Below are 24,837 nucleotides of genomic sequence, written 5' to 3'. Positions count from 1 at the left end.
TCGGGTTCATCTTTCGTCGTCGTCACCGCGCTCACTCTCATCGGGTTCCGGATCGCGCAGGTCCTTGACCAGGTCATTGACGGCGCGTTCGACCATCGGATCCTCACCGCGGGCCAGGGCGGCCACCTCGGCGTCGCCGTTCTTGATCCGCACCCATACGCGTCGGCGGGGAATGAACAGGGACAGGCCGAGCCCAGCCAGGACAAGGATCGCGCTGATGAGCATGAGCGCCTGTGTCGGGTCCTGGGAGATGTCGACGGCGATGTACTTCTTGACTCCGTCGAAGGTCACCGAACCGCCGTTCGGCAGCTTCTGCGTCTCCCCCTCGGCGAGCTGGATGACGAGCGGGTTGCCCGACTCGTCGGTCATCTCCGTCATGTTCTCTGCGTCGAGGGAGTACACGGACTGCGGGACTCCGGAATCGAGGCCGAGGTCGCCGGTGTACCCGCTCATCACGAGGTAGGGGTTGCGCAGCTCGGCGAAGCTCGAGATCAGCTCACCGTCCTCATTCTGCGCGGCCGTCGGCAGGAACACCCCGACGAAGCCCATCTGCGTGCCGGCCGAGTCCGGGACCTTGATGACGCCCTCGGACGTGTATCCGGGGTCCCCGCCGTCCGGGATGAACACCTGCGGACCGGACTGGACGATATCGCCCTTCGCATCACGCACGGTCACCTCGGGGGCGTAGCCGTTGCCGGTGAGATAGACGCCGACGCCGCCCACGCGCACCGGTTCGTTGACCTTGAGGACGTGCGATTCGGTCGTCCCGTCCGCCGTCGTCGTCACCTTCGCATCGAAGGTGCGCGGCTGACCGAACTGGTTGCCCGCCGCCTGATCGTCGAAGGTGGAGGTGAAGGAGTCGAGCTTGAGCCGGAAATCCGGCAGATTGTCGGCATCGTAGTAGGAGCCGGGTTCGAAGGAATCGTAGGAGACCAGCGAATTCGAGAACGTCTCCCCCTCGACGAGGATGCGCTGACCTTCGTAGCCGAACAGCGATCCGATCGCCATCGTCAGGGTCGCCATGAGCAGCGCGATGTGGAAGACGAGGTTGCCGGTCTCGCGGAGATAGCCGCGTTCGGCGGCGATGTGATCGGACTGCCGGTTGATGCGGTACCCGGACTTCTTCAGCCGGGCCTCCGCTGCGTCGAGGAACGCCTCATCCGCATCCTCACGGGTGTCTGCGTCTGCCTGCGCCGAGGTGAAGGCGGCGTATCCGGGCATCCGGGACAGCCGCCTCGGTGCTTTGGGCGGGGACGAGCGCATCGCCTTCCAGTGCTGCTTCGTCCGCGGGATGATGCAGCCGACGAGGGAGATCATCAGCAGCAGATAGATCGCGGAGAACCACACCGAGGAGTAGACGTCGAACATCTGGATGGTGTCGAGGAACTGTCCCCAGGCACCGTTGTTCTCCAGGAAGGTGTTCACCCGGCCCGGGTCCTGGATCCGCTGCGGCAGCAGAGATCCCGGGATCGAGGCCAGGGCGAGGATGAGCAGGAGGATCAGTGCCACACGCATCGTCGTCAGCTGGGTCCAGGCCCACCGGCACATGCCGATGAACCCGAGCTGCGGCTGCGTCACGGTCGACTTCGCGGCAGGCTTGTCTCCCTGCTTCGCCGTCGTCTTCGCACCCGATTTCGGCTGTGTCTTCTCCGAGCCTTCGGTTGAGCCCGCCACTAGATCACCACTTCGAATCCATTGATGAGACCTTGCAGAGAGGTCATCCACATGTTCCATACGCCGCTGGCCATGAGCACACCGAGGATGATGAGCATGATGCCCCCGGCCCGCACGATCGCGGTCTGATGCTTGCGCACCCAAACGAGTCGCCCCGCGCCCTTGTGGATCGCCAGCGCCAGGAGGATGAACGGGATGCCCAGGCCGAGACAGTAGACGAAGGCCAACAGCGCTCCGCGCCAGATCATCCCGTCACCGCCGAAGCTCACAGACATGCTCAGCACCGCCGACAGGGTCGGTCCCACACAGGGCGCCCATCCGAGGGCGAAGGTCGCTCCGAGCACCGGTGCGCCCCAGAGTCCGGCCTTCGGTCTGGCGCGGATTCGACGTTCGTTCTGCAGCAGACCGAATCCGCCCATGAACACGAACCCGGCAAGGATGACGAGGACGCCGAGGACGCGCAGGATGACCGACTGCCATTGGGAGAACAGCGCTCCCAGCGCGGAGAAGCTGGTCCCCAGCAGCACGAAGACGACGGTGAAGCCGAGGACGAACAGGCTGATGCCCACGACCACTCGCCACGTCTGCTTGTCCCTCAGCGATGATCCGGACAGCCCGGTGACGTACCCGACATAGCCGGGGACCAGGGGCAGCACGCACGGGGAGGCGAACGAGACGAGTCCGGCCAGGGCCGCTGCGCCGGCAGCCAGCAGCAGCGGGCCGGAGAGGACGGTCTGGGCGAAGTCCGCCCCGAGTCCACTCACTCGGCCAGCACGTCCTCGATGAGTCCCTTGAGAGTCGAGGCATCGATCTCACCGACGACTCTGGCCGCGGCGCGGCCCTTCGCGTCGAGGACCACCGTCGAAGGGGTGGCCTGCGGGGGCAGGACTCCGGAGAGCAGAGACACCATCTCACCGTTCGAATCGAGCATGTTCGGGTACGGCACCTGGTAATTCTGGATGAACGCGTTGGCCGCAGCCTCCTGGTCACGGACGTTGACGCCGATGAACTGCGCCTTGTCCCCGAATTCCTCGGACACGGACTTCAGGTCCGGGGCTTCCTTCCGGCACGGCGGGCACGCCGCGTACCAGAGGTTGACGACGACCGGGGTGGGACGCAGATCGGCCAGGGACATCGACTTTCCGTCGAGGGTCTCGAAGCTCAGATCGAGGGGTTCGCCGCGGTCCTCGGCCGCCACCTGCGAGACGACTCCCGAGCCGGAGACGTACCCCTGGTCGGATCCGGCCTGATCGGCCAGCTCATCGTTCTCGCTGCAGGCGCTGAGCGCCAGGGCCGTTCCGGCGGCGAGTGCCGAGGTGAAGAGGGCCCGACGGTTGAGGGAACGGCGTCCGAAGCTCATGCTCCCGCCACCGCGGTGCCCGGCTGCAGATCCGCACAGATGCTCTCATAGCTCACGGACACCAGTGTGGAGGAATCGAATGTGAAACTGGTGATAGAAGCCAGGTCACATTCGCGTCTGCGCGGGTCGTGGACGAGCGAACGTCCCTCCCCCGACAGGCGCGTCATCCAGATCGGCAGCTGGTGGGAGACGATGACTCCTTCGGCGTCCGGACCGTGGAGGTCGAGCTTGGCTCTCAGACTGGCCATCGCGGCCCGCATGCGCAGCACGATCTGCTTGTACGGCTCTCCCCAGGACGGGGTGAGCGGGTTGTAGAGGCGCACCAGGTTCTTCGGCTCGGCCAGCCGACGCGCATTGAGCTTCTGTCCCTCGAAGGAATTCGCCGCCTCGATGACCCGGTCGTCGTCGAACACCGGCAGGTCGAGGGACTTCGACAGCGGACGAATCGTCTGCTGTGCCCGCAGCAGCGGGGAGGCCACGAGTTCGACCGGACGAGTGGGCGCGGCGTGGAAGTGCTCGGCCACGCGCACGGCCATCTCGTGTCCGCGCTCGGTGAGACCGAAATGCGGCAGACGCCCGTAGAGGATGCCGTCGGGGTTGTCGACTTCGCCATGGCGGACGAGGTGGATGGTGGTCATGACTGCGCCTTCCCGGCCTCCGGAACCGCGGCCGCTGCCTTGGCCGCCGCCGGCAGGGCGCTGATGATCCGGTCGAGGATCTCATCGGTGTGGGCGTAGGACAGGAACCAGGCTTCGAACGCGCTCGGGGGCATATGGATGCCCTGATCGAGCATGGCGTTGAAGAAGGCGGTGTAGCGGTCGACGTTCTGAGCCCGTGCCTGGTCGTAGTTCGTCACGTCGGTGTCGGTGAAGAACACGGAGAACATCGAGTTCGCCGACTGGATGACGTGGGCGACGCCCTCAGCTTCCAGGCTTGCAGCGACGGCCGGGCGCAGAATGTCCGCGGCACGACCGATGTGCGAGTACACGTCGAGTTCGGTCGTCAGCTTGAGCGTGGCCAGACCGGCAGCGGTGGCCACCGGATTGCCCGAGAGCGTTCCGGCCTGGTAGACGGGGCCGGAGGGGGCGAGGTGGGCCATGATCTCGGCGCGACCGCCGAAGGCCGCTGCCGGGAAGCCGCCGCCCATGACCTTGCCGAAGGTGAACAGGTCGGCCGGGCCCTCCGGGTAGCCGAGAGTCTCGGACTCATAGCCGTACCAGCCGGCGGCGGAGACGCGGAAACCGGTCATCACTTCGTCGCTGATCATCAGCGCACCGTGGGCCTTGGTCAGCCGGCGGATGGTGTTCGTGAAACCGTCGCGGGGAGGCACGACGCCCATATTGCCGGGACTGGCCTCGGTGATGACGCAGGCGATGTCCTCACCGTGTTCGGCGAATACGGCTTCGAGACCGGCGGCGTCGTTGTAGTCGACGACGATCGTGTCCTGTGCCTGGGCTCCGGTGACTCCGGGTGTGTCGGGCAGAGAGAAGGTGGCCAGCCCGGAGCCGGCCTGGGCCAGCAGCGAGTCGACGTGACCGTGGTAGCAGCCGGCGAACTTCACGACCTTGGACCGTCCCGTGTAACCGCGGGCCAGACGGATCGCCGACATCGTCGCCTCGGTGCCTGAGGACACGAGGCGCACCTGGTCGACGGGATCGACGCGGCGCACGATCTCCTCGGCGAGTTCGACCTCACCGGTCGACGGGGTGCCGAAGGAGAATCCCTTGACGGCGGCTTCCTGGACGGCGGCGACGACCTCGGGGCGGGAGTGGCCCATGATCATCGGACCCCAGGATCCGATGAGGTCGATGTAGTCGTTGCCGTCGGCGTCGCGCAGCCACGCACCGGTCGCCTCGGTGATGAAACGGGGGGTTCCGCCGACGGCCTTGAACGCGCGGACCGGGGAGTTCACTCCGCCGGGGATGACCGCCTCGGCGCGGGTGAAGAGGGCGGCGGACCGATCGGTGATGTGACCGTTCGTCTCTGCTGTCGTCATGGTTCTCCTCTGATTCTTCGCGGGTCGGGTTTCGTCCCGGGATCGTTCTCAGTGATGTGTGGGGACGGCTCAGGAGCCGTCGATGTCGCTCATATGGTCGAAGACTTTGGTGAAGATCCGCCCCAGGGTCTCCATCTCCTCGGGGTCGAGGAGATCGACGAGGTGGCTGCGGACTCCGGCGACATGGTCGGGGGCCGCGGCTCGCAGCAGCTGCCATCCGGCCTCGGTCATCACGCAGTTGACCCCTCGGCCGTCCTCGGGGATGGCGGAGCGCTCGAGCAGTCCGCGCTTCTCCATTCGGGCGACGCTGTGGGTCAGTCGTGATCGGGACATCGTCGTATCGGTGGCCAGCAGCGCCATCCGCATCGTCCGGTCGTCGTGTTCGGACAGACGCACGAGGATCTCGTATTCGGGCAGACCGATGCCGTGCTTCTCACGCAGCTCCTTGTCCAGCTGTGTGCTGAGCAGCTGAGAGCCGTTGAGGTAGCTGCGCCAGGCCCTCTGGTCGATTGCCGACAGCCAGCGAGGCTCGGTCATCACCGGCCTCCGTCGGCGCTGCGCTTGGTCAGATGGCCTGCGGCCTCGGACTGGAGGCGCTGGGCGACCTCGGTTGCCCAGTAGGTGAGGATCGCATCGGAACCGGCACGTTTGAAGGCGATGAGGGACTCCTCGATCGCCTTCTCCCGGTCGATGGCTCCGGCGGCGGCCGCGAATTCGATCATCGCGTATTCTCCGGATACCTGGTAGGTCCATACGGGCACGATGGATTCCTGGGCCACCTCGGCGAGCACGTCGAGATACGGCAGACCCGGCTTGACCATGACGATGTCGGCGCCTTCGGCCAGGTCGAGGCCGAGTTCGCGCAGCGCCTCGCGACCGTTCGCGGGATCCTGCTGGTAGGTCTTGCGGTCGCCCTTGAGCTCGGAGTCGACGGCTTCGCGGAAGGGACCGTAGAAGGCGGAGGCGTACTTCGCGGTGTAGCCCATGACGACGGTGTCGGTGAATCCGGCGGCGTCGAGGGCTTCCCGGCAGTAAGCGACCTGGCCGTCCATCATGCCTGACAGCCCGAGCACCTCGGCCCCGGCGCGAGCTTGGGCCAGCGCCATCGAGGCGTAGCGGTCGAGGGTGGCGTCGTTGTCGACCGCACCGGCCTCGTCGAGGACTCCGCAGTGGCCGTGGGAGGTGTATTCGTCGAGGCACAGGTCCGCCATGATCACGGTGTCATCGCCGAATTCGCCGGCCAGCAGCGACAGCGCCCGGTTGAGGATGCCGTCGGGGTCATCGGCCTGTGAGCCGATCTCATCCTTGTGTTCGGGGATGCCGAAGAGCATGAGTCCGCCGACTCCGGCCGCCACCGCTTCTCGGGCTGCCTCGACCAGTGAGTCCATCGTGTGCTGGACGACTCCGGGCATTCCGCCCAGCGGCAGAGGTTCGCTCAGGCCCTCCTTGACGAACATCGGAAGGATGAGCTCGGTCGGGTGGAGTCGCACCTCGGAGACGAGGCGACGCAGTGCCGGGGTCGACCGCAGCCGACGGGGACGGACGGTTCCGGGAACCAATGACATGTCAGGCCTTCCTTCTGCGGCGCTTCTGGCTCGGACGCTGCGGGGAGATCCCGGCTTCCACGTCATCGGCGCGCTGGGTGAGTGCGAATTCGACGAGACCGTCGATGAGAGAGGTGAGGTTGGCTTCCTCGGCAAGGACGTCGACGCGCAGTCCGTGTTCGGCTGCAGTGTTCGCCGTTGCCGGGCCGATGCAGCAGATCACCGAGGTGGGGGCGGGTTTGCCGGCGATGCCGACGAGGTTGCGCACCGTCGATGAGGAGGTGAAGAGGAAGGCGTCGAAGTCTCCGGCCTTGATCGACTCGCGGATCGGAGCCGGCGGCGGAGAGGCGCGCACGGTGCGGTAGGCGGTGACGTCGTCGGGGTCCCACCCCTTCTCCAGCAGTCCGGCCACAAGCACCTCGGTGGCGATATCGGCACGAGGCAGGAGGACCGTGTTCATCGGGTCGATGTCATCGACGAAGTCCGGCCAGGCCGCGGCCAGCCCGCGTGCGGAGTGCTCCCCGTCGGGGACGAGGTCGGGGGTGATCCCCCAGTCGACCAGCGCTGCCGCGGTGCGACCGCCCACGGCGGCGACCTTGACGCCGGCCATCGAACGGGAATCGAGTCCGAAGTCTTCGAACCACATGCGCACGGCACGCACGGCGTTCACCGAGGTGAAGCCGACCCATTCGTAGGATCCGTCGACGAGGCCGCGGATCGCCTTCTCCATCTGGGTCGGGGTGCGCGGCGGCTGCACGGCGATGGTCGGCACCACAGTGCCGACGGCGCCGAGCTCGGCCAGGGCTTCGGCGGTGGAGGTGCCCTGTTCCTTCGTCCGCGGGATGAGCACCTGCCAGCCGAAGAGCGGTTTGGATTCGAACCAGCTGAGCTCTCCTCTGGATTCCACTCCCTGCCCCATGATCACCACCATACGATCCGAACCTGTCTGCGCCATGGACAGCGCCTGCTGCAAAGTCGTCTCCACGCTCGTCTGCTCGATGGTGGAGATCCCCCACCCGAGGAGGACCTTCGTGTCCTCGTCCCAGCCGTCGGCGAGCAGGGCTTCGATGGCCTGTTCGTGGGCGGCTGCGCTGCCGGTGAGCACGTGGGTCGTGTTCCGGTGGCGGGAGACGTCGACATGGGTCTGCGGTCCTGCTTCGATGAAACGCACCGACCGGACGCGGTTGGTCGTCAGAGCCGTTCCGGTGTAGGCAGCCGTCGAGGCGGAGAGTCCCACTCCGGGCACGATTTCGACCTCGACCTGTTCCTTGCGGCAGACTCCGGCTTCCGCTGTCGTCGTGGTGAAGATGATTCCGTCGTCCGAGCTCAGCCGCACCACGGTCTTGTCCGGGCGGGCGAGTTCGGCCATGCGGCGACCTCGGGTCGAGGCGGCGACTCCGAGGTCGGCGGCATCGATGAGCGTTGCGGCCTGCGGCACATAGGCGGTGACGATCTCCGAGTGCACATCGGCGTCATAGACGACGGTTTCGGCGGTGGCGAGGATCTCGGCGCCGCGCATCGTCATCAGACCCGATTCGCCGGGCCCGCTGCCGATGAAGACGACGCGCGGAGCAGCCGGCAGGAGTCGGCGCGGCTGCACCTGGCCCGTTGTCGGTTCGCTGTTCATCCCTGCTCCTGAGCCTTGACGGGGGTGAGGTGTTCGGCGCTGGCGGCCGGGTCGATGCCGAGGCGTCCCAGCAGATCCTCGGCCGCTGCGGTGCCGAGTTCGTCGGCGATACGGGCGAGTTCCTTCGCGGTCACCGACAGCTGCTGCTCGCCGGTGCTGCTCCAGTCGACGTCGAGCAGGGCGGGCAGCTCGGTGCTCTGACGCGTGCGGGCGAGCTTGCCGTCATCATCGGCCATCACGGCGTCGACGATGAACTCGGTGCCCTCGATCTTCGCCAGCGCGCCGATCGGAGCCGAACAGCCGGCTTCGGCACGGGAGAGGATCGCGCGCTCGCAGGTCACGGCGAGGTCGGTCGTCTGGTCGTGGATCCGGCGCAGAGCCGCCCGCACCTCGGCGTCGCTGTCGAGGATGTCCGCAGTGGTGGCGAAGGCGCTGTCGGCGCTGCGAGTCTCGACCGCCAAGGCTCCCTGGCCCGGGGCCGGGAGCATGACATCGAAGTTGAGCGAATCGGTGGCCTCGGCCAGCCGCCCGATGCGACGCACTCCGGCGGCGGCGAGGACGACTGCGTCGAGGCGGCCGTCGCGTACATGGGCGATGCGGGTGTCGACGTTTCCACGCACTCCGCGGACCTCGATATCGGGACGTGCGGCACGCAGCTGAACGGCACGACGCGGCGAACCGGTGCCGATGACGGACCCGGAGGGCAGGTCGTTCAGGCTCAGTCCGTCGCGGCCGATGAGGACGTCGGCCGGGTCGACGCGCGGTGGGATGGCTGCCATCTGGATTCCCACCTCGGGGGTGGTGGGCAGGTCCTTGAGCGAGTGCACGGCCAGATCGATCTTGCCCTGGTGGAGGGCCTGTCGGACGGCGGAGACGAAGACTCCGGTGCCGCCGAAACCGGCCAGGGGCGACATATTGACATCGCCCTCGGTGACGACCTCGACGATCTCGACGCGCCAGCCGGTCAGAGCCGCGATCTGGTGGGCGATCGCCGTGGACTGGGAACGAGCCAGCTGTGACCGGCGGGTGCCCAGACGCACGGTGCGGCCGGTGAAGTGTTCGGGTTCGACGATGTCGAGGGTGTGATCGGCGACTGGGCGGATGCCGTCGGCCTCGACATGATGCGCGCTGGCGGCCTTCGCGACCTTCGTCTCCGGAGCGGTCTTGGCGTGGGCGACTTTGTTGACCGGCAGGTCGAAGAGCTGCATGAGAGCCTGGGCGTAGTCGACCTCGGATTCGGTCACCGCGAGTTCCTTGACCTTCACGGTCGGGGTGTGGATGAGCTTCTCCGCCACCCGGTGCAGGGATTTGCGGATCTCTGCGAACGCCTTCTCGTCGACGGAGTCGCCGAGCTTCTTCTCCAGGCGCTGTGTCTCGGAGGCGAGCACATCTTTGGCATGGGAGCGCAGAGCGGTCACGGTCGGAGCGACCGAGCGCTCCTTGTTGCCGGTGGCGATGTTCTCCAGCTCGGCGGCGATGATGGCGCGGACTTCGTCGATGGTGCCGGCGACCTTCGCATCGCTTTCCTTATCGGAGCCGCGCAGCAGTTCGCGGATCTCGCCGAGGCCGAAGAGGGCGACATGTTCGAACTCGCGGACGCTGGGGTCGATGTCGTGCGGCAGGGCGAGGTCGATGAACGCCTTGTTCGCCGCGCCCTTGGGGTTCTGCGAGAGTCCGGCGACGATGTCGTCGCGGCTGACGACGACTCCGCGGGCACCGGTGCAGGAGACGATGAGGTCGGCGTCGGCGATCTCCTCGGCCATGATGCGCGGGGTGAGTTCGCGGGCACGTCCGCCCACCTCGGCGACGAGGCGTTCGGCCTTGTCGAGCGTCCGGTTGAGCACGGTGATGTGGGCGACGCCTTCCTTGTGCAGCCCGGACACGACGAGCCCCGACATGGCTCCGGCGCCGATGACGAGTGCATTCGCTGCACGCAGGGACCCGATGTGCGCGGCCGATGCCTCGATGCCTGCACCGAACAGGGACCGTGCGACGTCTCCGAGGTCGGTCTCCGAATGGGCGCGCTTGCCCACACGCAGCGCCTGCTGCAGCGCCTGGGAGAGTTCGGAGGTCAGTGCCTTGTCCGACTGCGATTCCGTGAACGCCGTCCGGAGCTGACCGAGGATCTGGGCTTCGCCGATGGCCATGGAGTCGAGTCCACAGGCGACCTTGAGCAGGTGCTCCATGGCCTGGTGGTCGTAGTGGGCGTAGAAGTGCCCGGCGATATCTGACCATTCTTTGTCGATCGACGACACGAGCGCGTTGCCGAGGTCGGCCAGTCCCCCGTGGAAGGCGGAGACGTCGGCGATGAGTTCGAGGCGATTGCACGTCGAGAGCACGGCGAGTCCCTCGATGTTCTCTCCGGCCAGGGCGTCCCGTCGCAGAGTGCCGACCTCACCGGCGCCGAAGGCCATTCGATCGAGCATGTCGATCGGAGCCGACTGATGTGAAATGCCGAGAACCAAGAGAGTCAATTCCTGTGCTCCTCAAAACCAGGGTTGAGCGGTGCCGTGTCCAGCGCCGAATAGTATGCGAGTACTTGCAGCTCACTGGCCAAGTCGACTTGATGGACACGCACGGTATCCGGTGCGTCGAGCACGGTGGGTGAGAAGTTGAGAATGCCGCGCACACCTGCTTCGACGGCCTTCTGGGCCGCCGCGGGTGCCGCGGCTGCGGGGACGGCCATGACCACCAGGTCGATGTGTTCGGACCAGGCGGGAAGGTCGTCCAGGGAAGAGACGGTCAGGGCACCGATGGAGGTGCCGATCTTCTCCTCGTCGATGTCGAAGACGGCGGTCAGGCGCAGGCCGCGCCGACGGAATCCGGCGTAGTCGGCCAGTGCCGAGCCGAGACGTCCGGCGCCGATGATGGCGACGCGGCGGTCGCGGTCGAGGCCGAGGAAAGTCCGCAGGGTCGCGGCCAGCTCCGGACAGGAGTAGCCGACCCCACGGGTTCCCGATCGCCCCAGCTGGGAGAGGTCTTTGCGCAGAATCGACGGGGACACACCGCTGCGCGCGGCAAGGTCCTCCGACGAAACTGTGTCCTGGCCGGTGGCGGCAATCGTCTCGACGGTCTGCAGATAGATCGGGAGTCGGGATATCACGCGCTCGGGTACGTCCTTGCGAACGACACCCTCAATCCTGTTGGCGGACAGAATCTCGCCCACGAATCCGCCTCACTCCTTCAATCGATCTCATGCGCCCAAGGCGTCGAGCGCCTTGGCCAGCCGATCCCTATCGACTCGATGAAAACTGTGTTGTCGCCCGTTGAGGAGAACGACGGGAACGTCCCAGCCGTACTGCGCGGCCAGATCGTCATCCGTATCGATGTCGATCTCGGTCACGGTCACATCTCTGCCTGCAGCCACCTCGGTGACGTTCTGCAGCGCATCAGCGCACAGATGGCAGTCGACACGTGTGAGAAAGGTCAGATCGACCATGGCTCACTCCTCATCGGGTGCAACAAACCCCGCCGAGAAATCACTCGAGCGGGGGCGTAGGACCGTTGGGTCTTACTTCTTGTTGCGACGCTGGTGACGTGTCTTGCGAAGCTGCTTGCGGTGCTTCTTCTTCGACATACGCTTGCGGCGCTTCTTGATGACTGAGCCCACTCGGGTACCCCTTGTGCTTGTCGGTGGAGGGTGAACATCAGGTGCCCACCCATTGAACTAACCGTGCAATTCTATCGCTTGGCCGCCTGCTTTCCCAAAACTGTGTCCAGATCCACAACGGCGGTGCCAGGCGATCCGCGCGGACGCGGGGATCGGGTTCGGCCCGGGTGGCGTGCACGGCAGGGCCGGACTCGCGTTCGGCTGGGTCGACGGGCGTCGACCGATCTCGCTCAGTCGAAGCAGCCCTCGCTCAGTCGAAGTAGGGGTCGAGTGCGAAGAAGGGGAAGATGTTCTTCCGAGTGCCCATCACGGCGCGGTCGAGTTCGACTTCGGGGTCGAACCCCTTCGACCATGGTTCGAACGCCCCGTCGAAGCCGTCGGTCATCGACAGCGGCGCTTCCCTCCCGGTCTTCGTCTGCGCGTAGGAGGCCCAGCGTCCGGGGATCCGGGCTCCGGGATCGATATCGCGGCCGGCGGCGACGGCCAGCAGGTTCGTCCAGGCGCGGGGCACGACGTCGATGATCGCGTAGCCCCCTCCCCCGACGGACAGCCAGCGTCCATCGGCATGGTCGACGGCGAGGTCGCGGATGCGTTCGGCGGCGATGCGCATCGCGTCGACGCTCAGGCGCATATGGGTCAGCGGGTCCGCCCGGTGACCGTCGCACCCGTGTTGGGAGACGATGACCTGAGGTTCGAATGCGGCGACGACCTGCGGGACAGTGGCGTCGAAGGCGCGCAGCCAGTCCGCGTCGCCCGTGCGCGGGGGCAGGGCGATATTCACCGCCGAGGCGGCCGCCTTGAGTCCCCCGATATCGGCGGGGAATCCGGTGCCGGGGAAGAGGAACTTCCCCGATTCGTGGATCGAGATCGTGAGCACTCGCGGGTCGTCCCAGAAGAACGTCTCGACACCGTCACCGTGGTGGGCGTCGATGTCGAGGTAGACGATGCGCTCGTATCCGGCGTCGAGGAATTCGGTGATCGCTCCGGCCGCGTCGTTGTAGACGCAGAAGCCGCTGGCCTTGCCGGGCATCGCGTGGTGCATTCCGCCGCAGAAGTTCACCGCGCGCCGAAAGTCTCCGGAGATGATCGCGTTCGCGGCGTTGACGCTGCCTTGGAACAGCAGCGCCGAGGCGGTGTGCATATTCTCGAACCCGGGAACATCCTCGGTGCCGATTCCGTATCTGTTCGCGTCCTGCTCCTCGAGGCCCTCCTCGGTGCCGGCCTGCTTGACCGCGGCGATGTAGTCGGGGTCGTGGAGGCGGGCGAGCTTCGCCTCGTCGATCTCACCGATGGGATTGATGTGGACGTTGTCTGCGTCGAAGAGTCCGAAGTCCTCGGCGAGCTTCGCTGTCAGGTCGAGCCTGAGAGGGTGCATGGGGTGGCTGGGACCGAAGTTGTAACCGGTCACTTCGTCGTCCCAAACGACATACACATCATTTTCGGCCATGCCCACCATGCTATATGGCACAGCTCACTTGCGCCGATTCCGGGGCCACCGGCTCTACCATGGTGCTTGTGTCCAAGAATTCCTCGCCGCGCTTCGATCGGCTGCTGAAGCCGGGCCGGTGGGTCCGTGACTTCGTCGACGACCTCGCCGTGGCCTCACCGGCACGATTGGCGATCGGGTCCTTCGTCGCCGTCGTCGCGGCGTTCGCGATCCTGCTGATGATGCCGGCGAGCATGCGCGACCCCGGTTCGGTCGATCAGGCCACGCACATCGCGAACTCGGTGTTCGTGGCGGTCTCGGCCGTGTGTGTGACCGGACTGACCCCGGTCGTCACGGAGGAGTACTGGTCGGACTTCGGGATCTCGGTCATCACCGCCGGCATCCAGGTCGGCGGTCTCGGAATCCTCACCCTCGCCTCGGTGCTGGGCATGGCGGTCTCCAGGAGGCTGGGAGTCCGGCAGCGCCTGATCGCTCAGCAGGCCACCTCGGCGCTCAATCTGGGTCAGGTCGGCTCGCTGCTCAAGACAGTGGTCATCACCATCTTCACCGCCGAGTCGATCCTCGCGGTGCTGCTGTTCCCACGGTTCCTCATCCGCGGGGAATCGCTCGGCGACTCCATCTGGTACTCGGTGTTCTACTCGATCTCGGCGTTCAACAACGCCGGTTTCACCATCCACGAAGGCGGTGCGGCGTACTTCGCCTCGGATCCGTGGATTCTGTCCCTGCTCATGGCGGGGGTGTTCGTCGGGTCGCTGGGGTTCCCCGTCGTGCTCATGGTCGCGATGTTCTGGAACCGGCCCAGCCGCTGGGATCTGCATACGAAGCTGACATTGACGACCACGACGACGGTGCTGGCGATCGGTCTGCTCCTGTTGGCGCTGTTCGAGTCGGCGAACCCGGCGACCCTGGGCGATAAGAATGCCGGCCATACCTTCGTCGAAGTGCTGTTCATGGCGGTCATGCCCCGGTCCGGCGGCTTCTCGACGATGGAGGTCGCGGACATGAGCCAGGCGTCGCATCTGCTCATGGACCTCATGATGTTCATCGGCGGCGGTTCGTCGTCGACAGCAGGCGGAATCAAGGTGACGACGGTGGCCGTGCTTGTCCTCGCTGCGTATGCCGAGGCCAGGGGTCTGCAGGACGTGCACGTGTTCGGTCGGCGGCTGACGTCGTCGACGATCAAACTGTCGATCTCGATTCTGCTCACCGGTGCGATGATCGTCTTCATCGGCACCCTGACGATGCTGCAGATCAGTGCGGAACCGCTCGATCGGGTGCTGTTCGAGGTGATCTCCGCATTCGGCACCGTGGGTCTGAGCTCCGGGGTGTCGGCGACCTCGCCGGATTCGGGACTCTATGTTCTGTCGGTGATCATGCTCATCGGTCGACTCGGTACGATTACACTGGCGGCTGCACTGTCTATGCAGGATTCGGTGCGCCTGTACCGCTACCCCGAGGAAAGGCCGGTCGTTGGCTAACGAACACACTTCAATCCTGGTCATCGGACTGGGGCGTTTCGGGTCCTCGACCGCGGCGACTCTTGCCCGCCTGGGGCGCGAGGTCATGGCCATCGAGCACAACCCCGAGCTCGTCAAGGATTGGAGCGGCAAACTCACGCACGTCGTCGAAGCCGATTCGACGAACATCGACGCACTGCGGCAGGTCGGTGCCGGTGACTTCTCGACTGCCGTCGTCGGGATCGGAACCTCGATCGAAGACAGCGTGCTCACGACCGCCAACCTCGTCGACCTGGGCGTTTCGCAGGTGTGGGCGAAGGCGATCTCGCCGTCGCACGGCAAGATCCTCCACCGCATCGGCGCCCACCATGTGCTCTACCCGGAGTCGGACGCAGGTCGCCGCGTCGCCCACCTGGTCAGCTCCCGGATGATGGAGTACATCGAGTTCGATGAGGGCCATTTCGCCGTGGTGAAGATGCGGCCGCCGCGGGAGATCCAGGGCTTCACTCTCAGCGAGTCCGGTGTCCGCGACAAGTACGGAGTGACGATCGTGGGCATCAAGAGCCCCGGCCGCGACTTCACCTACGCCGATCCGACGACCCGCGTGGGCAAACAGGATCTGCTCATCGTCGCCGGTCACGTCGAGCTGCTCGGCCGCTTCGCCGGCCGCCCGTAGCTTCCGAGTCCGCGTCGAACCGCCGGTTCACCGACCGGCTGCATCCGCGGGTCCAAAGCGTGTATGCCGTGATCTTGATCAGGGCATCTGCATTTCGAGGCAGTTGGCGCACACCAATCGCGTCACATCTGCCGCCAGATGAGATGCGACGGTGACGGGTCGAGAACGACCTCGGTAGAGCAGTCGGAACCCGAGAGCAGGCTCTTTCTGGCTTCCGCCAGCATCCCCTTCATCCCTGACTCCAACGCGGTGAGGAATTCGTCGATGGTCTCGTGATGACTGACCATCTCGATCGCCTGTCCGTTCACCTCGATCCCTGTATACCCGCCCGAGGCGGTCGGTCCGATCCGTCTGATCGCCGAACCAGCTGAATCACCTGGTGAGCCGGATGCATCGGTGGAGCTCGGTTCCATTTCGCGTTCCGCGTCATCTCCCGGCAGCCCGTGCGACATGTCGAGCAGTGCCTCCGCGACATGATTCCACTGGTTGATCGCCTGCTGGAGTCGGTGCGTGTAGGCCTGCGCCAACGTTTCAATGGCATCCAGGCATCGTTCTGCGGTGTCGCCCCACTCTTTCGAGCCGAACTCCTCATCCAAGCGGCCGAATTCGAGTGCGGCAAGATTGAGGAAAGCTGGGAGGAGTCGCTCCACCACATCTTCCCTGGACTCTAAAAACTCAGCCTCCCGTGCCACGCAGGTTTCCCACTGTCCGACCACGGACGCTACATCATCCTGCACGAGCGGAAGATGCGGATCGAGATTCGCAATCGCCTCGCGCTCCGCACGACGTCGTGCTGCTTCGGCCAATTCGGAGTCGATCTCCCGGAGCTCCCTGCTCAGCCTCGCCACGCGGAAGAATTCGTCATTGTTGTCCATTTTCACCACTCCCCTCCCCGACCGGATGCCGCTGCGGCAATCCCTATCGAGGGGAGAATACGATGGGCCCCTGACACGACCAGGAAATGAAGCCTGCAGACCTGCACCTGGAAGCGCCACCGAAGCAGATCGGGCCCTAAGAGCAGAACGCTGAGTCGGAGTCATCGTCTCGGTGTGATACAGCCGTGGCCGCATCACGACACAACGAGAGCGGGCGACGGGAATCGAACCCGCGTCATCGGCTTGGGAAGCCGAAGCTTTACCATTAAGCTACGCCCGCGCGTCGCCCGTGGTCGGCAGACATTCACCCAGGTGAAACCCGGTGCAGACATACCGCGATCGGCAACTCGAACCAGTCTACAGCTTCCCACCTCGGGTGCATCACATCCATTCGCCATATGCGCACCCACGACGCCCACCAAGCTGCATTCCACTGGCCATTCTGCCGCGGCCAGCGACAATCGCTGGTCAGAAGTGTGGACGCAGTGACTTCGGTCAGGGCATCTGCATTTCGAAGCAACTGAACACTTGTCTGGTCGCACAGCAATGTCTCGCCACGGCTGTTACGTCCGGCTCTGCCGGGCACCGGACCGTTTTCGCGGGGCGATGAACGCCCTGAGCTGCGGGGCCTGCCCGAAGAGTTTGGTTGCGCACTCTTCAAGGTGGGTCACCTCGTCGAAGCTCAGACGGACGATTCTGTACCCGAGCTCCAGCAGCCGATTGAATTGACGGACCTCTTTCCGAATGAGCCGAACTCCGTTATCGGCATATTTGGAGAAGCCGTCGATGAGCACGATAGTCCGCGATTTCTCGTGCAGAAAGTCCACGCGAGCGATGACCGTGTGCCCGTCCCGGATCCTGACTTGCTGGCTGAATCCGGTCAGTCTCAGCTGCATGAGGTTGTACACGAAACGGCTCTCTGCGTAGCTTTCCGACAGCGGCCCCGCTGAAGACAGCAGACGTTGAGCTCTCGCTTGGCCCTTTGACAGCCGGCCGAGCACAGGCATGAAGTCTTCAGCAATGCAGAGCTCAGCTAATCCCAAAGTGTCCGGCGGATATCCGAATCTTGCCGCCTCGTCGGCCCCTTCGTCAGACCCGAATGCTGATCTGCGCAGACACCGTTCGAGTGCGACGAAGCCCTCCGGTTCACCAAGTTGGCCGATAAGATCGAAGGCGGTGCGAATGGGTGAAGTCAACGACATCTTGCCTATGCGAACGACGTCCTCTTCAGGAACGGTCTTCGACGTCCTCGACACGTCGGCGCTGTTGTGTCGCTTCTTCGGGTGAGCGATGAAGACCTTCCCCCGAGGCGGTCGATGCAGCGGAAGGTCATGGACGAATGCGGCGGAGACTCCCCAGATCACGTCGTCAAATCGGTAGTGCGGGTACGAAGCCACTCGCAGCTTCTCGAACATGTCGAGGAGTTCGAAACGAGGCCTCCCCGACTCCGGGTCGGTCTGCTCGACGACTCTGTGAATCCACGCTTCGTCCGTGATGAACTCCGCTATCGCACCATGTCTGAGATTCGAGCAGCGGGCGATGACAGAATACATCCCTTGAGTGAGTGCCAAAAGGCAGCAGTCTTTGGCGTCACGGATGCATCTGCTCTGCACCCCACGCGCCCTGAGTTCACTGGTGCGGACCACGTTGTACATGCGGCAAGACTGTCGCTACGAATGAGACTCCGACAAGGCCTCCTCAACCGCCTGTGGAATCGCCCTCGGCATCCACACCCATAAGACGTCCGAGTCCGCATGCTGTCAACAGTCCACGGCGTTTGAGTCAGCGGCGCCTCCGCCCCCGCGTGGTACTCGATTGCAGCCGAGTTCTCAGCGCAAGGGTGCGTGCGCCGAGATGGTCACGACGCGGCCATAACGCTGCGGTATCCACAACCGCGTGTTCGAAGTGCATGCGTGCTGATCGGAATCGGGTCGTCTGCACTTCGAACACGCGGATGGCGGAATGGGTCAGTGCTCGACAGCCTCCTCGGCGCCGAATCCGGTATGGGCACGGACGTCCATTTCGGCGGCCAGCTCGGGACTCTCCACCGTTCGATCCGTCACCGAGGCGATCCACCCGAGGATGAAGCCGAGCGGGATCGAGATGATGCCGGGGTTCGACAGCGGGAAGATCGCGAAGTCGGCACCGGGGATCATCGCGGTCTCGGAGCCGGAGACGACCGGCGAGAAGGCGATGAGCACCATCGCCGAGATCAGTCCGCCGTAGATCGACCACACCGCACCGCGAGTGGTGAAGCGCTTCCAGAACAGCGAGTACACGATCGTGGGCAGGTTCGCGCTGGCGGCGACGGCGAAGGCCAGCGCCACAAGGAATGCGATGTTCTGCCCCTGCACTCCGATGCCGCCGATGATCGCGACCGCACCGATGACGACGACGGTGCGACGGGCGATCTTGACCTCCGCCTCGGAGTCTTCGACCTTGCCCTTCTTGATGACGTTTGCGTAGATATCGTGAGCGAACGAGGCCGCCGCGGTGATCGCCAGGCCCGCCACCACCGCGAGGATCGTGGCGAACGCGACCGCGGAGATGAAGCCCATGAGCAGCGGCCCGCCAAGCTGAAGCGCCAGGAGCGGAGCCGCGGAGTTCACGCCGCCAGGAGCGTTCTTGATCGCGTCGGCGCCGACGAGTGCGGCCGCACCATAGCCGAGCACGAGGGTGAAGAGGTAGAACGCACCGATGAGCCAGATCGCCCACACCACGGATCGGCGAGCTTCCTTAGCCGTGGGGACTGTGTAGAAGCGCATGAGCACGTGGGGCAGACCCGCCGTGCCCAGCACGAGCGCCAGTGCCAGGGAGATGAAGTCGAGCGGATTCTCGCCGTACTGCAGACCCGGGTTGAGGACGCCTTCCCCGACTCCTTCGGCTGCGTTGTCCACGGCCGAGGCCAGCAGGGTCGAGAGGTTGAAGCCGTTGAGTGCGAGCACCCAGATGGTCATGGCGAAAGCACCGGCGATGAGCAGAATCGCCTTGACGATCTGCACCCAGGTGGTGCCCTTCATTCCGCCGACGAGAACGTAGATGATCATCAGCGCGCCGACGACGGCGATGACCAGCGACTGGCCGACCTTGCCGTCGATCCCCATGAGCAGAGACACGAGCCCGCCGGCACCGGCCATCTGCGCGAGCAGGTAGAAGAAGCAGACCGCCAGGGTCGACAGGGCTGCTGCCATGCGTACGGGGCGCTGTTTGAGGCGGAAGGACAGCACGTCGGCCATGGTGAATTTGCCCGTGTTGCGCATGAGTTCTGCGACGATGAGCAGAGCGACGAGCCAGGCGACGAGGAAGCCGATCGAGTAGAGGAATCCGTCATAGCCGTTGACGGCGATCGCACCGCAGATGCCGAGGAAGGATGCGGCAGAGAGGTAGTCACCGGCGATGGCGAAGCCGTTCTGCGGTCCGGTGAACGACCGGCCACCCGCATAGTAGTCCGAGGCGGATCTGTTGTTGCGGCTGGCCCGCAGAACGATGAACATCGTGACCGCGACGAATGCGGCGAAGATCGTGATGTTGAGGACCGGGTTGTTCTCCACCTCGGTGGTCGCTGCGCTGAGGAGGTCGACTCCCGAAGCGACGAAGTCTCCGATTGCCAGAGTGCTCATGAGCGGTGTCCTTCCGATTCGGCCTGCAGTCGTTCACGGATCGCCTCCGCGGGAGGGTCGAGCTTCTTGTTGGCGAACGAGACGTAGAACATCGTGATCGCGAAGGTCGTCACGAACTGCAGCAGCCCGAATACGAGTCCGATGTTGATCTCCCCCACGACCTTCGTCGACATGAAGTCGTGGGCGTACGTGCTGAGGATGACGTAGAGGAAGTACCAGACGAGGAACGCGATCGACAGCGGGATCACCACCGAGAAGCGCTTGCGTTTGAGGGCCTTGAACTCCGGCTTCTCCTCCTCTGCGAGGAAGTCAACACCGGTGTTGACAGGGTCAGTCATTCTTTCTCCTTTGAATGGACAGAACATCAGTGTCCTGAATCACATGACCCAAAGGTAACGTTCAGCATGCGCTAGGGAATACCACCGAAAGTTGGTAGCTTGTTCACATGAATGCGCACGCCAAGGAAACGCGGGCACTCAAGGTCGAGACCCGTCGCCTATTCGTCGAAGCCGTCGATTCCCTGCACCAGAGCGGCACCGGTGACGTCGTCTTCGGAGGCATGGTCGAAGAGGATTCGGTCGCGGTCGAAGCCGTCGCCGGGGCCGACAAGGACCTGCTCTCGACCCTCATCGTCAGCACAGGGCGCGGCCTCGGCGGTCGGGCCATGACCGAAGGCACTCCGCAGCTGACCCGCGACTATGAGATCGACCCGCTCATCACCCACCATTACGACGAGGAGGTGCTCGGCGAGGGCATCCGCGTCCTCGTCGCCGTCCCCACTCTGCACGGCGGTGAGGTCACCGGTATGGTCTACTGCGGCCACCGAGCGGACTACAACGCCGCCGCCCCGCAGACGGGAGACCTCGTCAGACGGGTACGACAGCTCTCGGTCGATCTGGCTCGACTCGGATACCGGCAGGAACCGCGCGGCCCCGTCAAATTGGAACCGCTCTACCCGGATCTGGATCCCTCGGGACGCGAAGCTCTCCGGCACACCTATGCCGAGCTGAGGGCGATCCGCTCCGGGATAGTCGATGAGGAGACCAGGGAGAAGCTCACCGGCATCGAGGCGCGCCTGGCCGATATTCTCTCCGGACACAATCCGGAGAACTTCCAGACGCCGGTACCCGCAGTCAGGCTGTCGCCGAGGGAGACCGACATCCTCTCGCATGTTGCCTTGGGATGGCCGAATGCCCGCATCGCCGAGGCGCTGTCGCTGCGCGAGTCGACGGTGAAGTCCTATCTCAATACGGCGATGGTCAAGCTCTCGGCACGGACCCGGCATGAGGCCGTGTCGATCGCCCGCTCGTCCCACGTCCTCCCATGAGCGAGGAGATCCGGCTCAGCCGTTGATGACCTCGGAGTTCTCCTGTTCCATCTCCAGGGAACGGTCCGCTGCCGCCTGCGCGGCCGCCTCGGCGATATCGAAGATCCCGGAGTCGAGGAACTGCTGGAGACCGGCCAAGGTCGTTCCGCCCTTGCTGCTCACGGCCTGACGCTGAGCGGCGGGGTCGGGCTTCTCGGTCAGGAGTCGGCCGGCACCGTCGGCGGTGGCCACGACCATCTGGCGGGCGACGTCCTCGCTGAGACCCTGCTTGACGCCCGCGGCGATCATGGCTTCGGCGAGGAGGAAGAAGTACGCCACTCCGGACCCGGAGATGCCGGTCATGGCCGGGATCTGGGATTCGTCGAGATCGACGACGAGGCCAGCGCCCGACAGCAGGGACTTCAGTGTGTCCACACTGGCGGCGGTCACCTCGGCGGTGGGGGCCAGTGCGATGACGCCGTGGCCGATGGCGCTCGGCGTGTTCGGCATGATCCGCACGATCGGATTCTCGGGGGCGAGCTTCGCAAGGTCGGCCGCGGCGACGCCGGCTGCCATGGACACGAGCACGGAGTCCCGGTCAAGGTCGTCGGCGAGTTCGCGCAGGGTATCGGCCATCATCCACGGCTTCACACCGAGGAAGACGAAATCGGCACTGGACACGGCTTTCCGATTCGCGTCGGCGTCATCCTCCAGCGAGGTGACCGTGGCGGTGGGCAGATCACTGCGGAGCCGCTGCGCCGAGTCGGTCGAGTTCGTCGTCGCGCGGACGGTGATGCTCGCGTCGGCGGTGAGGATTCCCTGGATGAGGGCCGTGCCCATGTTGCCGGTTCCGATGGAGGCGATGGTGGTCAAAGTGCGTCAGCCTTTCGATATCTGATGTGCGGTGGTCGGTGGGTGTCCATGCGCTGAAGCGTGCCGATGCGTGACCGAGCGAAGCGAGGCGAAGACGGGCAGGGTGATGTGCGACGTCGCGGTCGCTCGCAGGGTCAGCTCTCGGCGCCGGCCCTTCCGGACCGCGAGGGCTTGTGCTCGGAGGTGCGGGTGTGGCTGTGGGCGTTGCGTCGTCGAGTATCCGCGTCGAGGCCGAGGTGCTCACGGGCGAAGGCGATGGAGTCGGCGAGCATCTTCTCGCGCGCGGACTGTCTGCGGACGAATCGGGTGTTGACCTCCACGACGACGTCGCCCTGCCAATTGTGTTTGGCGAGGTACTGCAGGGTCTCGGCGACAGGCATGGTGCCTTCGCCCGGAACGAGATGTTCGTCCTTGAGCGAGCCGGCCCCATCGGTGAGGTGGACGTGACGGAGCTGGTCGAAGATCTCGCCCACCGTCTCCAATGCGTTCATGCCGGCGGTGGAGGCGTGGGAGAAGTCGAAGGTGAGGTCGTCGTAGTCCTCGTCCAGGGGGTTCCAGTCGGGGTAGTAGACCTGGATCTCGCGCAGGCCGGCCCGCCAGGGGTACATGTTTTCCACGGCCAGTCTCACACCGGTCTCCTGGGCGACCTGGCGGACGCCGTCGACGAAGCCGAGGGCGTATTCGCCCTGCCAGCGGAACGGCGGGTGGAGGACGACCGTGTCGGCGCCCACTGCCTTGGCGAGGTTCGCGGTGATCCGCAGCTTCTCCCAATGGTCTTTGTGTAGCACTCGGGGCAGGAACAGCAGGGTCGGGGCGTGCAGGGAGATGACGTCGAGTCCGGTGTCGCCGGCGAGCCCGTTGATGAGGTCGACGTCGCGGGTCTCGGTGTTATGGGTGACCATGATCTCGACGCCGTCGTAGCCGTGTTTGGCTGCCTGGGTGAAGGTCTCTTCGACGGTCATGGGTGAGACGGAGGAGCTGGATAGGCCGAGCCTGATCCGGTTGTCGGAGACGTGATGGGCGTCTTTCTCATAGACGTCGTGTTTGTCGAAGTACTCCTTATGGCGCTTCGAATTCGAGCGCGCAGAATTCTTGGTGGTCAACACCTTCCGCTGGGACTTCGACTTCTTGCTCATCTCTTCCAGTCTAACGCGGCTCCCCCTCCCCAGAACTACCTGACGGCGGCCCAGCAACCTCGCGCGAGGTTGCTGGGCCGCCGTCAGGTAGTAATTCAGGCGTAGAGGGCTTCGGTGTCGTCGTCGACCCATTTCTTCGACTTCTCCACCGCCTTGTTCCAGAGGCGGTAGAGGCGGTCGACCGTCTCATCATCCATCGACGGATTCCAGCGCTTGTCCTCACGCCAGTTGCCCTTCACGTCGTCCTCACCGTTCCAGAACTTCACGGCGATGCCCGCCGCATAGGCCGCACCCAGCGCCGTGGTCTCGATGACCTCGGGACGGATGACGGGCACGCCGAGGAGGTCGGCCTGGAACTGCATGAGCGTCTCGTTGGCGACCATGCCGCCATCGACCTTGAGCTCGGTGAGTTCGACACCGGAGTCGAGGTTCATCGAATCGAGGACCTCGCGCGACTGGAAAGCCACGGATTCCAGGGCGGCACGGGCGATATGGTTCTTGTTCACATACCGGGTCAGACCCACCATCACGCCGCGAGCATCGGACTCCCAGTGCGGGGCGAAGAGTCCGGAGAACGCCGGCACGATATAGCAGCCGCCGTTGTCCTCGACCTGTTTGGCCAGGGTCTCGACCTCGGGGGCGTCCTTGATGATGCCGAAGTTGTCGCGCAGCCACTGCACGAGCGAACCGGTCACCGCCACAGATCCCTCGAGCGCGTAGACGGCATCGTCCTCGCCGATCTTGTACGCGACCGTGGTGAGCAGCCCGTTCTTGCTGGCCACCGGCTCATTGCCGGTGTTGATGAGCATGAAGTTGCCGGTGCCGTAGGTGTTCTTCGCCTGCCCCTTCTCGAAACAGGCCTGACCGAACGTCGCAGCCTGCTGATCGCCGAGGATGCCGCAGATCGGGGTGTCGATGATGAGTCCGTTCTTCGCCCCGTAGCCGTAGATCTCCGAGCAGGACTTGATCTCGGGCAGCATCTCGACGGGAATGCCCATATCTGCCGCGATGTCAGGGTTCCAGTCGAGGGTGTCGATGTTCATCAGCATCGTCCGCGAGGCGTTGGTGACGTCGGTGACGTGGATTCCGCCGTTGACCCCGCCGGTGAGGTTCCAGATCACCCAGGTGTCCATGGTGCCGAAGAGCAGGTCCCCGGCCGCGGCGGCTTCCTTGACCCCGTCGACGTTGTCGAAGATCCATTTGGCCTTCGGGCCGGCGAAGTAGGTCGCCAGGGGCAGACCCACCCGGTCCTTGTACTTGTCCGGTCCTTCGTCCCCGGCGAGTTCGTCGCAGACTTTCTGGGTGCGTGCGTCCTGCCACACGATGGCGTTGTAGACGGGTTCGCCGGTGTTCTTGTTCCAGATGACGGTGGTCTCACGCTGGTTCGTGATGCCCACGCCCTCGAGCTGGTGGCGGTTGATATTCGCCCGAGCCAGGGCCTGACCGATCGCCTCGTTGGTGTTCTTGATGATCTCAACCGGGTCGTGCTCGACCCAGCCGGCGCGAGGGAAGATCTGCTCGTGTTCCAGCTGGCCGGACGACACGATCTGCCCGTCATGGTTGAAGACGATCGCCCGCGACGAGGTGGTGCCCTGGTCGATGGCGAGGATGAACTTTTCCTGACTCATTCTGACTC

The 24,837-nt window shown here is 64.9% G+C and carries 23 protein-coding genes and 1 tRNA gene; 3 read left to right on the top strand and 21 right to left on the bottom strand.

Features of this window, described 5'->3' with window-relative positions:
• Window positions 1-6: 6 nt before the first annotated feature.
• From resB to KTJ89_RS06315, 13 genes are all read right to left on the bottom strand, one after another.
• Complete coding sequence (gene resB / locus KTJ89_RS06375) at window positions 7-1,674, bottom strand: cytochrome c biogenesis protein ResB (protein WP_259357112.1); 1,668 nt, start codon at window positions 1,672-1,674, stop codon at window positions 7-9.
• On the bottom strand, window positions 1,674-2,438 hold the full coding sequence (locus KTJ89_RS06370; protein WP_259357111.1) for a cytochrome c biogenesis CcdA family protein: 765 nt from the start codon (window positions 2,436-2,438) through the stop codon (window positions 1,674-1,676). Before KTJ89_RS06370 ends, resB begins: the two co-directional genes overlap by 1 nt.
• Window positions 2,435-3,034, bottom strand: a complete 600-nt coding sequence (locus KTJ89_RS06365; protein ID WP_139468606.1) for a TlpA family protein disulfide reductase — start codon at window positions 3,032-3,034, stop codon at window positions 2,435-2,437. Before KTJ89_RS06365 ends, KTJ89_RS06370 begins: the two co-directional genes overlap by 4 nt.
• On the bottom strand, window positions 3,031-3,672 hold the full coding sequence (locus tag KTJ89_RS06360; protein ID WP_139907264.1) for a histidine phosphatase family protein: 642 nt from the start codon (window positions 3,670-3,672) through the stop codon (window positions 3,031-3,033). Before KTJ89_RS06360 ends, KTJ89_RS06365 begins: the two co-directional genes overlap by 4 nt.
• Window positions 3,669-5,030: a glutamate-1-semialdehyde 2,1-aminomutase gene (gene hemL / locus KTJ89_RS06355; protein WP_139907263.1), complete on the bottom strand. Its 1,362-nt coding sequence runs from the start codon at window positions 5,028-5,030 to the stop codon at window positions 3,669-3,671. The genes KTJ89_RS06360 and hemL overlap by 4 nt, the downstream gene beginning before the upstream one ends.
• Window positions 5,031-5,099: 69 nt before the next feature.
• Complete coding sequence (locus tag KTJ89_RS06350; RefSeq protein ID WP_139468609.1) at window positions 5,100-5,567, bottom strand: MarR family winged helix-turn-helix transcriptional regulator; 468 nt, start codon at window positions 5,565-5,567, stop codon at window positions 5,100-5,102.
• A complete protein-coding gene (gene hemB / locus KTJ89_RS06345; protein WP_181271823.1) occupies window positions 5,567-6,595 on the bottom strand; it encodes a porphobilinogen synthase in 1,029 nt (342 codons plus the stop codon). Before hemB ends, KTJ89_RS06350 begins: the two co-directional genes overlap by 1 nt.
• Before the next feature lies 1 nt (window position 6,596).
• The gene (locus KTJ89_RS06340; protein WP_139907261.1) at window positions 6,597-8,201 is read right to left on the bottom strand and encodes a bifunctional uroporphyrinogen-III C-methyltransferase/uroporphyrinogen-III synthase; all 1,605 of its coding nucleotides are present in this window, start codon (window positions 8,199-8,201) and stop codon (window positions 6,597-6,599) included.
• Window positions 8,198-10,675: a glutamyl-tRNA reductase gene (gene hemA / locus KTJ89_RS06335; RefSeq protein ID WP_259357110.1), complete on the bottom strand. Its 2,478-nt coding sequence runs from the start codon at window positions 10,673-10,675 to the stop codon at window positions 8,198-8,200. The genes KTJ89_RS06340 and hemA overlap by 4 nt, the downstream gene beginning before the upstream one ends.
• The gene (locus KTJ89_RS06330) at window positions 10,672-11,367 is read right to left on the bottom strand and encodes a redox-sensing transcriptional repressor Rex (protein ID WP_039206526.1); all 696 of its coding nucleotides are present in this window, start codon (window positions 11,365-11,367) and stop codon (window positions 10,672-10,674) included. Before KTJ89_RS06330 ends, hemA begins: the two co-directional genes overlap by 4 nt.
• Before the next feature lie 27 nt (window positions 11,368-11,394).
• Window positions 11,395-11,640 carry a glutaredoxin family protein gene (locus tag KTJ89_RS06325; protein WP_259357109.1) on the bottom strand — a complete coding sequence of 82 codons (246 nt, stop codon included), beginning with the start codon at window positions 11,638-11,640 and terminating at the stop codon, window positions 11,395-11,397.
• 72 nt (window positions 11,641-11,712) lie between these two features.
• Entirely contained in the window at window positions 11,713-11,811 is a 99-nt protein-coding gene (locus KTJ89_RS06320) for a 30S ribosomal protein bS22 (RefSeq protein ID WP_009882927.1), read from the bottom strand.
• Window positions 11,812-12,061: 250 nt separating this feature from the next.
• Window positions 12,062-13,258: an acetoin utilization protein AcuC gene (locus tag KTJ89_RS06315; protein ID WP_139907257.1), complete on the bottom strand. Its 1,197-nt coding sequence runs from the start codon at window positions 13,256-13,258 to the stop codon at window positions 12,062-12,064.
• A 59-nt stretch (window positions 13,259-13,317) separates the two neighbouring features.
• Between KTJ89_RS06315 and KTJ89_RS06310 the strand changes: the two genes are divergently transcribed.
• A complete protein-coding gene (locus KTJ89_RS06310) occupies window positions 13,318-14,736 on the top strand; it encodes a TrkH family potassium uptake protein (RefSeq protein WP_259357228.1) in 1,419 nt (472 codons plus the stop codon).
• A complete protein-coding gene (locus KTJ89_RS06305) occupies window positions 14,729-15,391 on the top strand; it encodes a potassium channel family protein (protein WP_101546810.1) in 663 nt (220 codons plus the stop codon). Before KTJ89_RS06310 ends, KTJ89_RS06305 begins: the two co-directional genes overlap by 8 nt.
• A gap of 122 nt (window positions 15,392-15,513) precedes the next feature.
• On the opposite strand, the gene KTJ89_RS06300 is transcribed toward KTJ89_RS06305, so the two are convergent.
• The 5 genes from KTJ89_RS06300 to KTJ89_RS06280 all read right to left on the bottom strand — a co-directional run bounded on the left by KTJ89_RS06300 (window position 15,514) and on the right by KTJ89_RS06280 (window position 20,224).
• Window positions 15,514-16,197 (bottom strand): hypothetical protein, encoded by a 684-nt coding sequence (locus KTJ89_RS06300; protein WP_259357108.1) that lies wholly within the window; start codon window positions 16,195-16,197, stop codon window positions 15,514-15,516.
• Window positions 16,198-16,475: 278 nt separating this feature from the next.
• Window positions 16,476-16,546: transfer RNA gene (locus KTJ89_RS06295), tRNA-Gly, on the bottom strand.
• Window positions 16,547-16,829: 283 nt separating this feature from the next.
• Window positions 16,830-17,819 carry a hypothetical protein gene (locus tag KTJ89_RS06290; RefSeq protein ID WP_259357107.1) on the bottom strand — a complete coding sequence of 330 codons (990 nt, stop codon included), beginning with the start codon at window positions 17,817-17,819 and terminating at the stop codon, window positions 16,830-16,832.
• Between the two features lie 414 nt (window positions 17,820-18,233).
• A complete protein-coding gene (locus KTJ89_RS06285; protein ID WP_172173732.1) occupies window positions 18,234-19,886 on the bottom strand; it encodes a monocarboxylic acid transporter in 1,653 nt (550 codons plus the stop codon).
• Window positions 19,883-20,224, bottom strand: a complete 342-nt coding sequence (locus tag KTJ89_RS06280; RefSeq protein WP_139468617.1) for a DUF485 domain-containing protein — start codon at window positions 20,222-20,224, stop codon at window positions 19,883-19,885. Before KTJ89_RS06280 ends, KTJ89_RS06285 begins: the two co-directional genes overlap by 4 nt.
• A gap of 107 nt (window positions 20,225-20,331) precedes the next feature.
• Here KTJ89_RS06280 and KTJ89_RS06275 point away from each other — a divergent pair, with 107 nt between their 5' ends.
• On the top strand, window positions 20,332-21,213 hold the full coding sequence (locus tag KTJ89_RS06275) for a helix-turn-helix transcriptional regulator (RefSeq protein ID WP_259357106.1): 882 nt from the start codon (window positions 20,332-20,334) through the stop codon (window positions 21,211-21,213).
• Window positions 21,214-21,228: 15 nt separating this feature from the next.
• Here KTJ89_RS06275 and proC read toward each other — a convergent pair whose 3' ends face one another.
• The 3 genes from proC to glpK all read right to left on the bottom strand — a co-directional run bounded on the left by proC (window position 21,229) and on the right by glpK (window position 24,829).
• Complete coding sequence (proC, locus tag KTJ89_RS06270) at window positions 21,229-22,065, bottom strand: pyrroline-5-carboxylate reductase (protein WP_259357105.1); 837 nt, start codon at window positions 22,063-22,065, stop codon at window positions 21,229-21,231.
• Window positions 22,066-22,199: 134 nt separating this feature from the next.
• On the bottom strand, window positions 22,200-23,201 hold the full coding sequence (locus KTJ89_RS06265) for a sugar phosphate isomerase/epimerase family protein (RefSeq protein WP_139907253.1): 1,002 nt from the start codon (window positions 23,199-23,201) through the stop codon (window positions 22,200-22,202).
• Between the two features lie 95 nt (window positions 23,202-23,296).
• Entirely contained in the window at window positions 23,297-24,829 is a 1,533-nt protein-coding gene (glpK, locus tag KTJ89_RS06260; protein ID WP_139468621.1) for a glycerol kinase GlpK, read from the bottom strand.
• Between the last annotated feature and the right edge of the window lie 8 nt (window positions 24,830-24,837).

It is taken from the genome of Brevibacterium sediminis, from assembly GCF_024895295.1.
GTDB lineage: Bacteria > Actinomycetota > Actinomycetes > Actinomycetales > Brevibacteriaceae > Brevibacterium > Brevibacterium sediminis.
The sequence above is the reverse complement of the archived record's forward strand: the minus strand, read 5'-3'. Positions and strand labels throughout refer to the sequence as shown.

What these genes read in the sequence shown, in the direction of transcription:
- glpK (WP_139468621.1), bottom strand. Translation starts at nt 24,829, where the DNA reads ATGAGTCAGGAAAAGTTCATCCTCGCCATCGACCAGGGCACCACCTCG.
- KTJ89_RS06265 (WP_139907253.1), bottom strand. Translation starts at nt 23,201, where the DNA reads ATGAGCAAGAAGTCGAAGTCCCAGCGGAAGGTGTTGACCACCAAGAAT.
- KTJ89_RS06325 (WP_259357109.1), bottom strand. Translation starts at nt 11,640, where the DNA reads ATGGTCGATCTGACCTTTCTCACACGTGTCGACTGCCATCTGTGCGCT.
- KTJ89_RS06350 (WP_139468609.1), bottom strand. Translation starts at nt 5,567, where the DNA reads ATGACCGAGCCTCGCTGGCTGTCGGCAATCGACCAGAGGGCCTGGCGC.
- KTJ89_RS06310 (WP_259357228.1), top strand. Translation starts at nt 13,318, where the DNA reads ATGGTGCTTGTGTCCAAGAATTCCTCGCCGCGCTTCGATCGGCTGCTG.
- hemB (WP_181271823.1), bottom strand. Translation starts at nt 6,595, where the DNA reads ATGTCATTGGTTCCCGGAACCGTCCGTCCCCGTCGGCTGCGGTCGACC.
- KTJ89_RS06315 (WP_139907257.1), bottom strand. Translation starts at nt 13,258, where the DNA reads ATGGCCGAAAATGATGTGTATGTCGTTTGGGACGACGAAGTGACCGGT.
- KTJ89_RS06365 (WP_139468606.1), bottom strand. Translation starts at nt 3,034, where the DNA reads ATGAGCTTCGGACGCCGTTCCCTCAACCGTCGGGCCCTCTTCACCTCG.
- KTJ89_RS06275 (WP_259357106.1), top strand. Translation starts at nt 20,332, where the DNA reads ATGAATGCGCACGCCAAGGAAACGCGGGCACTCAAGGTCGAGACCCGT.
- KTJ89_RS06285 (WP_172173732.1), bottom strand. Translation starts at nt 19,886, where the DNA reads ATGAGCACTCTGGCAATCGGAGACTTCGTCGCTTCGGGAGTCGACCTC.
- KTJ89_RS06360 (WP_139907264.1), bottom strand. Translation starts at nt 3,672, where the DNA reads ATGACCACCATCCACCTCGTCCGCCATGGCGAAGTCGACAACCCCGAC.
- KTJ89_RS06280 (WP_139468617.1), bottom strand. Translation starts at nt 20,224, where the DNA reads ATGACTGACCCTGTCAACACCGGTGTTGACTTCCTCGCAGAGGAGGAG.
- KTJ89_RS06290 (WP_259357107.1), bottom strand. Translation starts at nt 17,819, where the DNA reads ATGTATTCTGTCATCGCCCGCTGCTCGAATCTCAGACATGGTGCGATA.
- KTJ89_RS06340 (WP_139907261.1), bottom strand. Translation starts at nt 8,201, where the DNA reads ATGAACAGCGAACCGACAACGGGCCAGGTGCAGCCGCGCCGACTCCTG.
- hemL (WP_139907263.1), bottom strand. Translation starts at nt 5,030, where the DNA reads ATGACGACAGCAGAGACGAACGGTCACATCACCGATCGGTCCGCCGCC.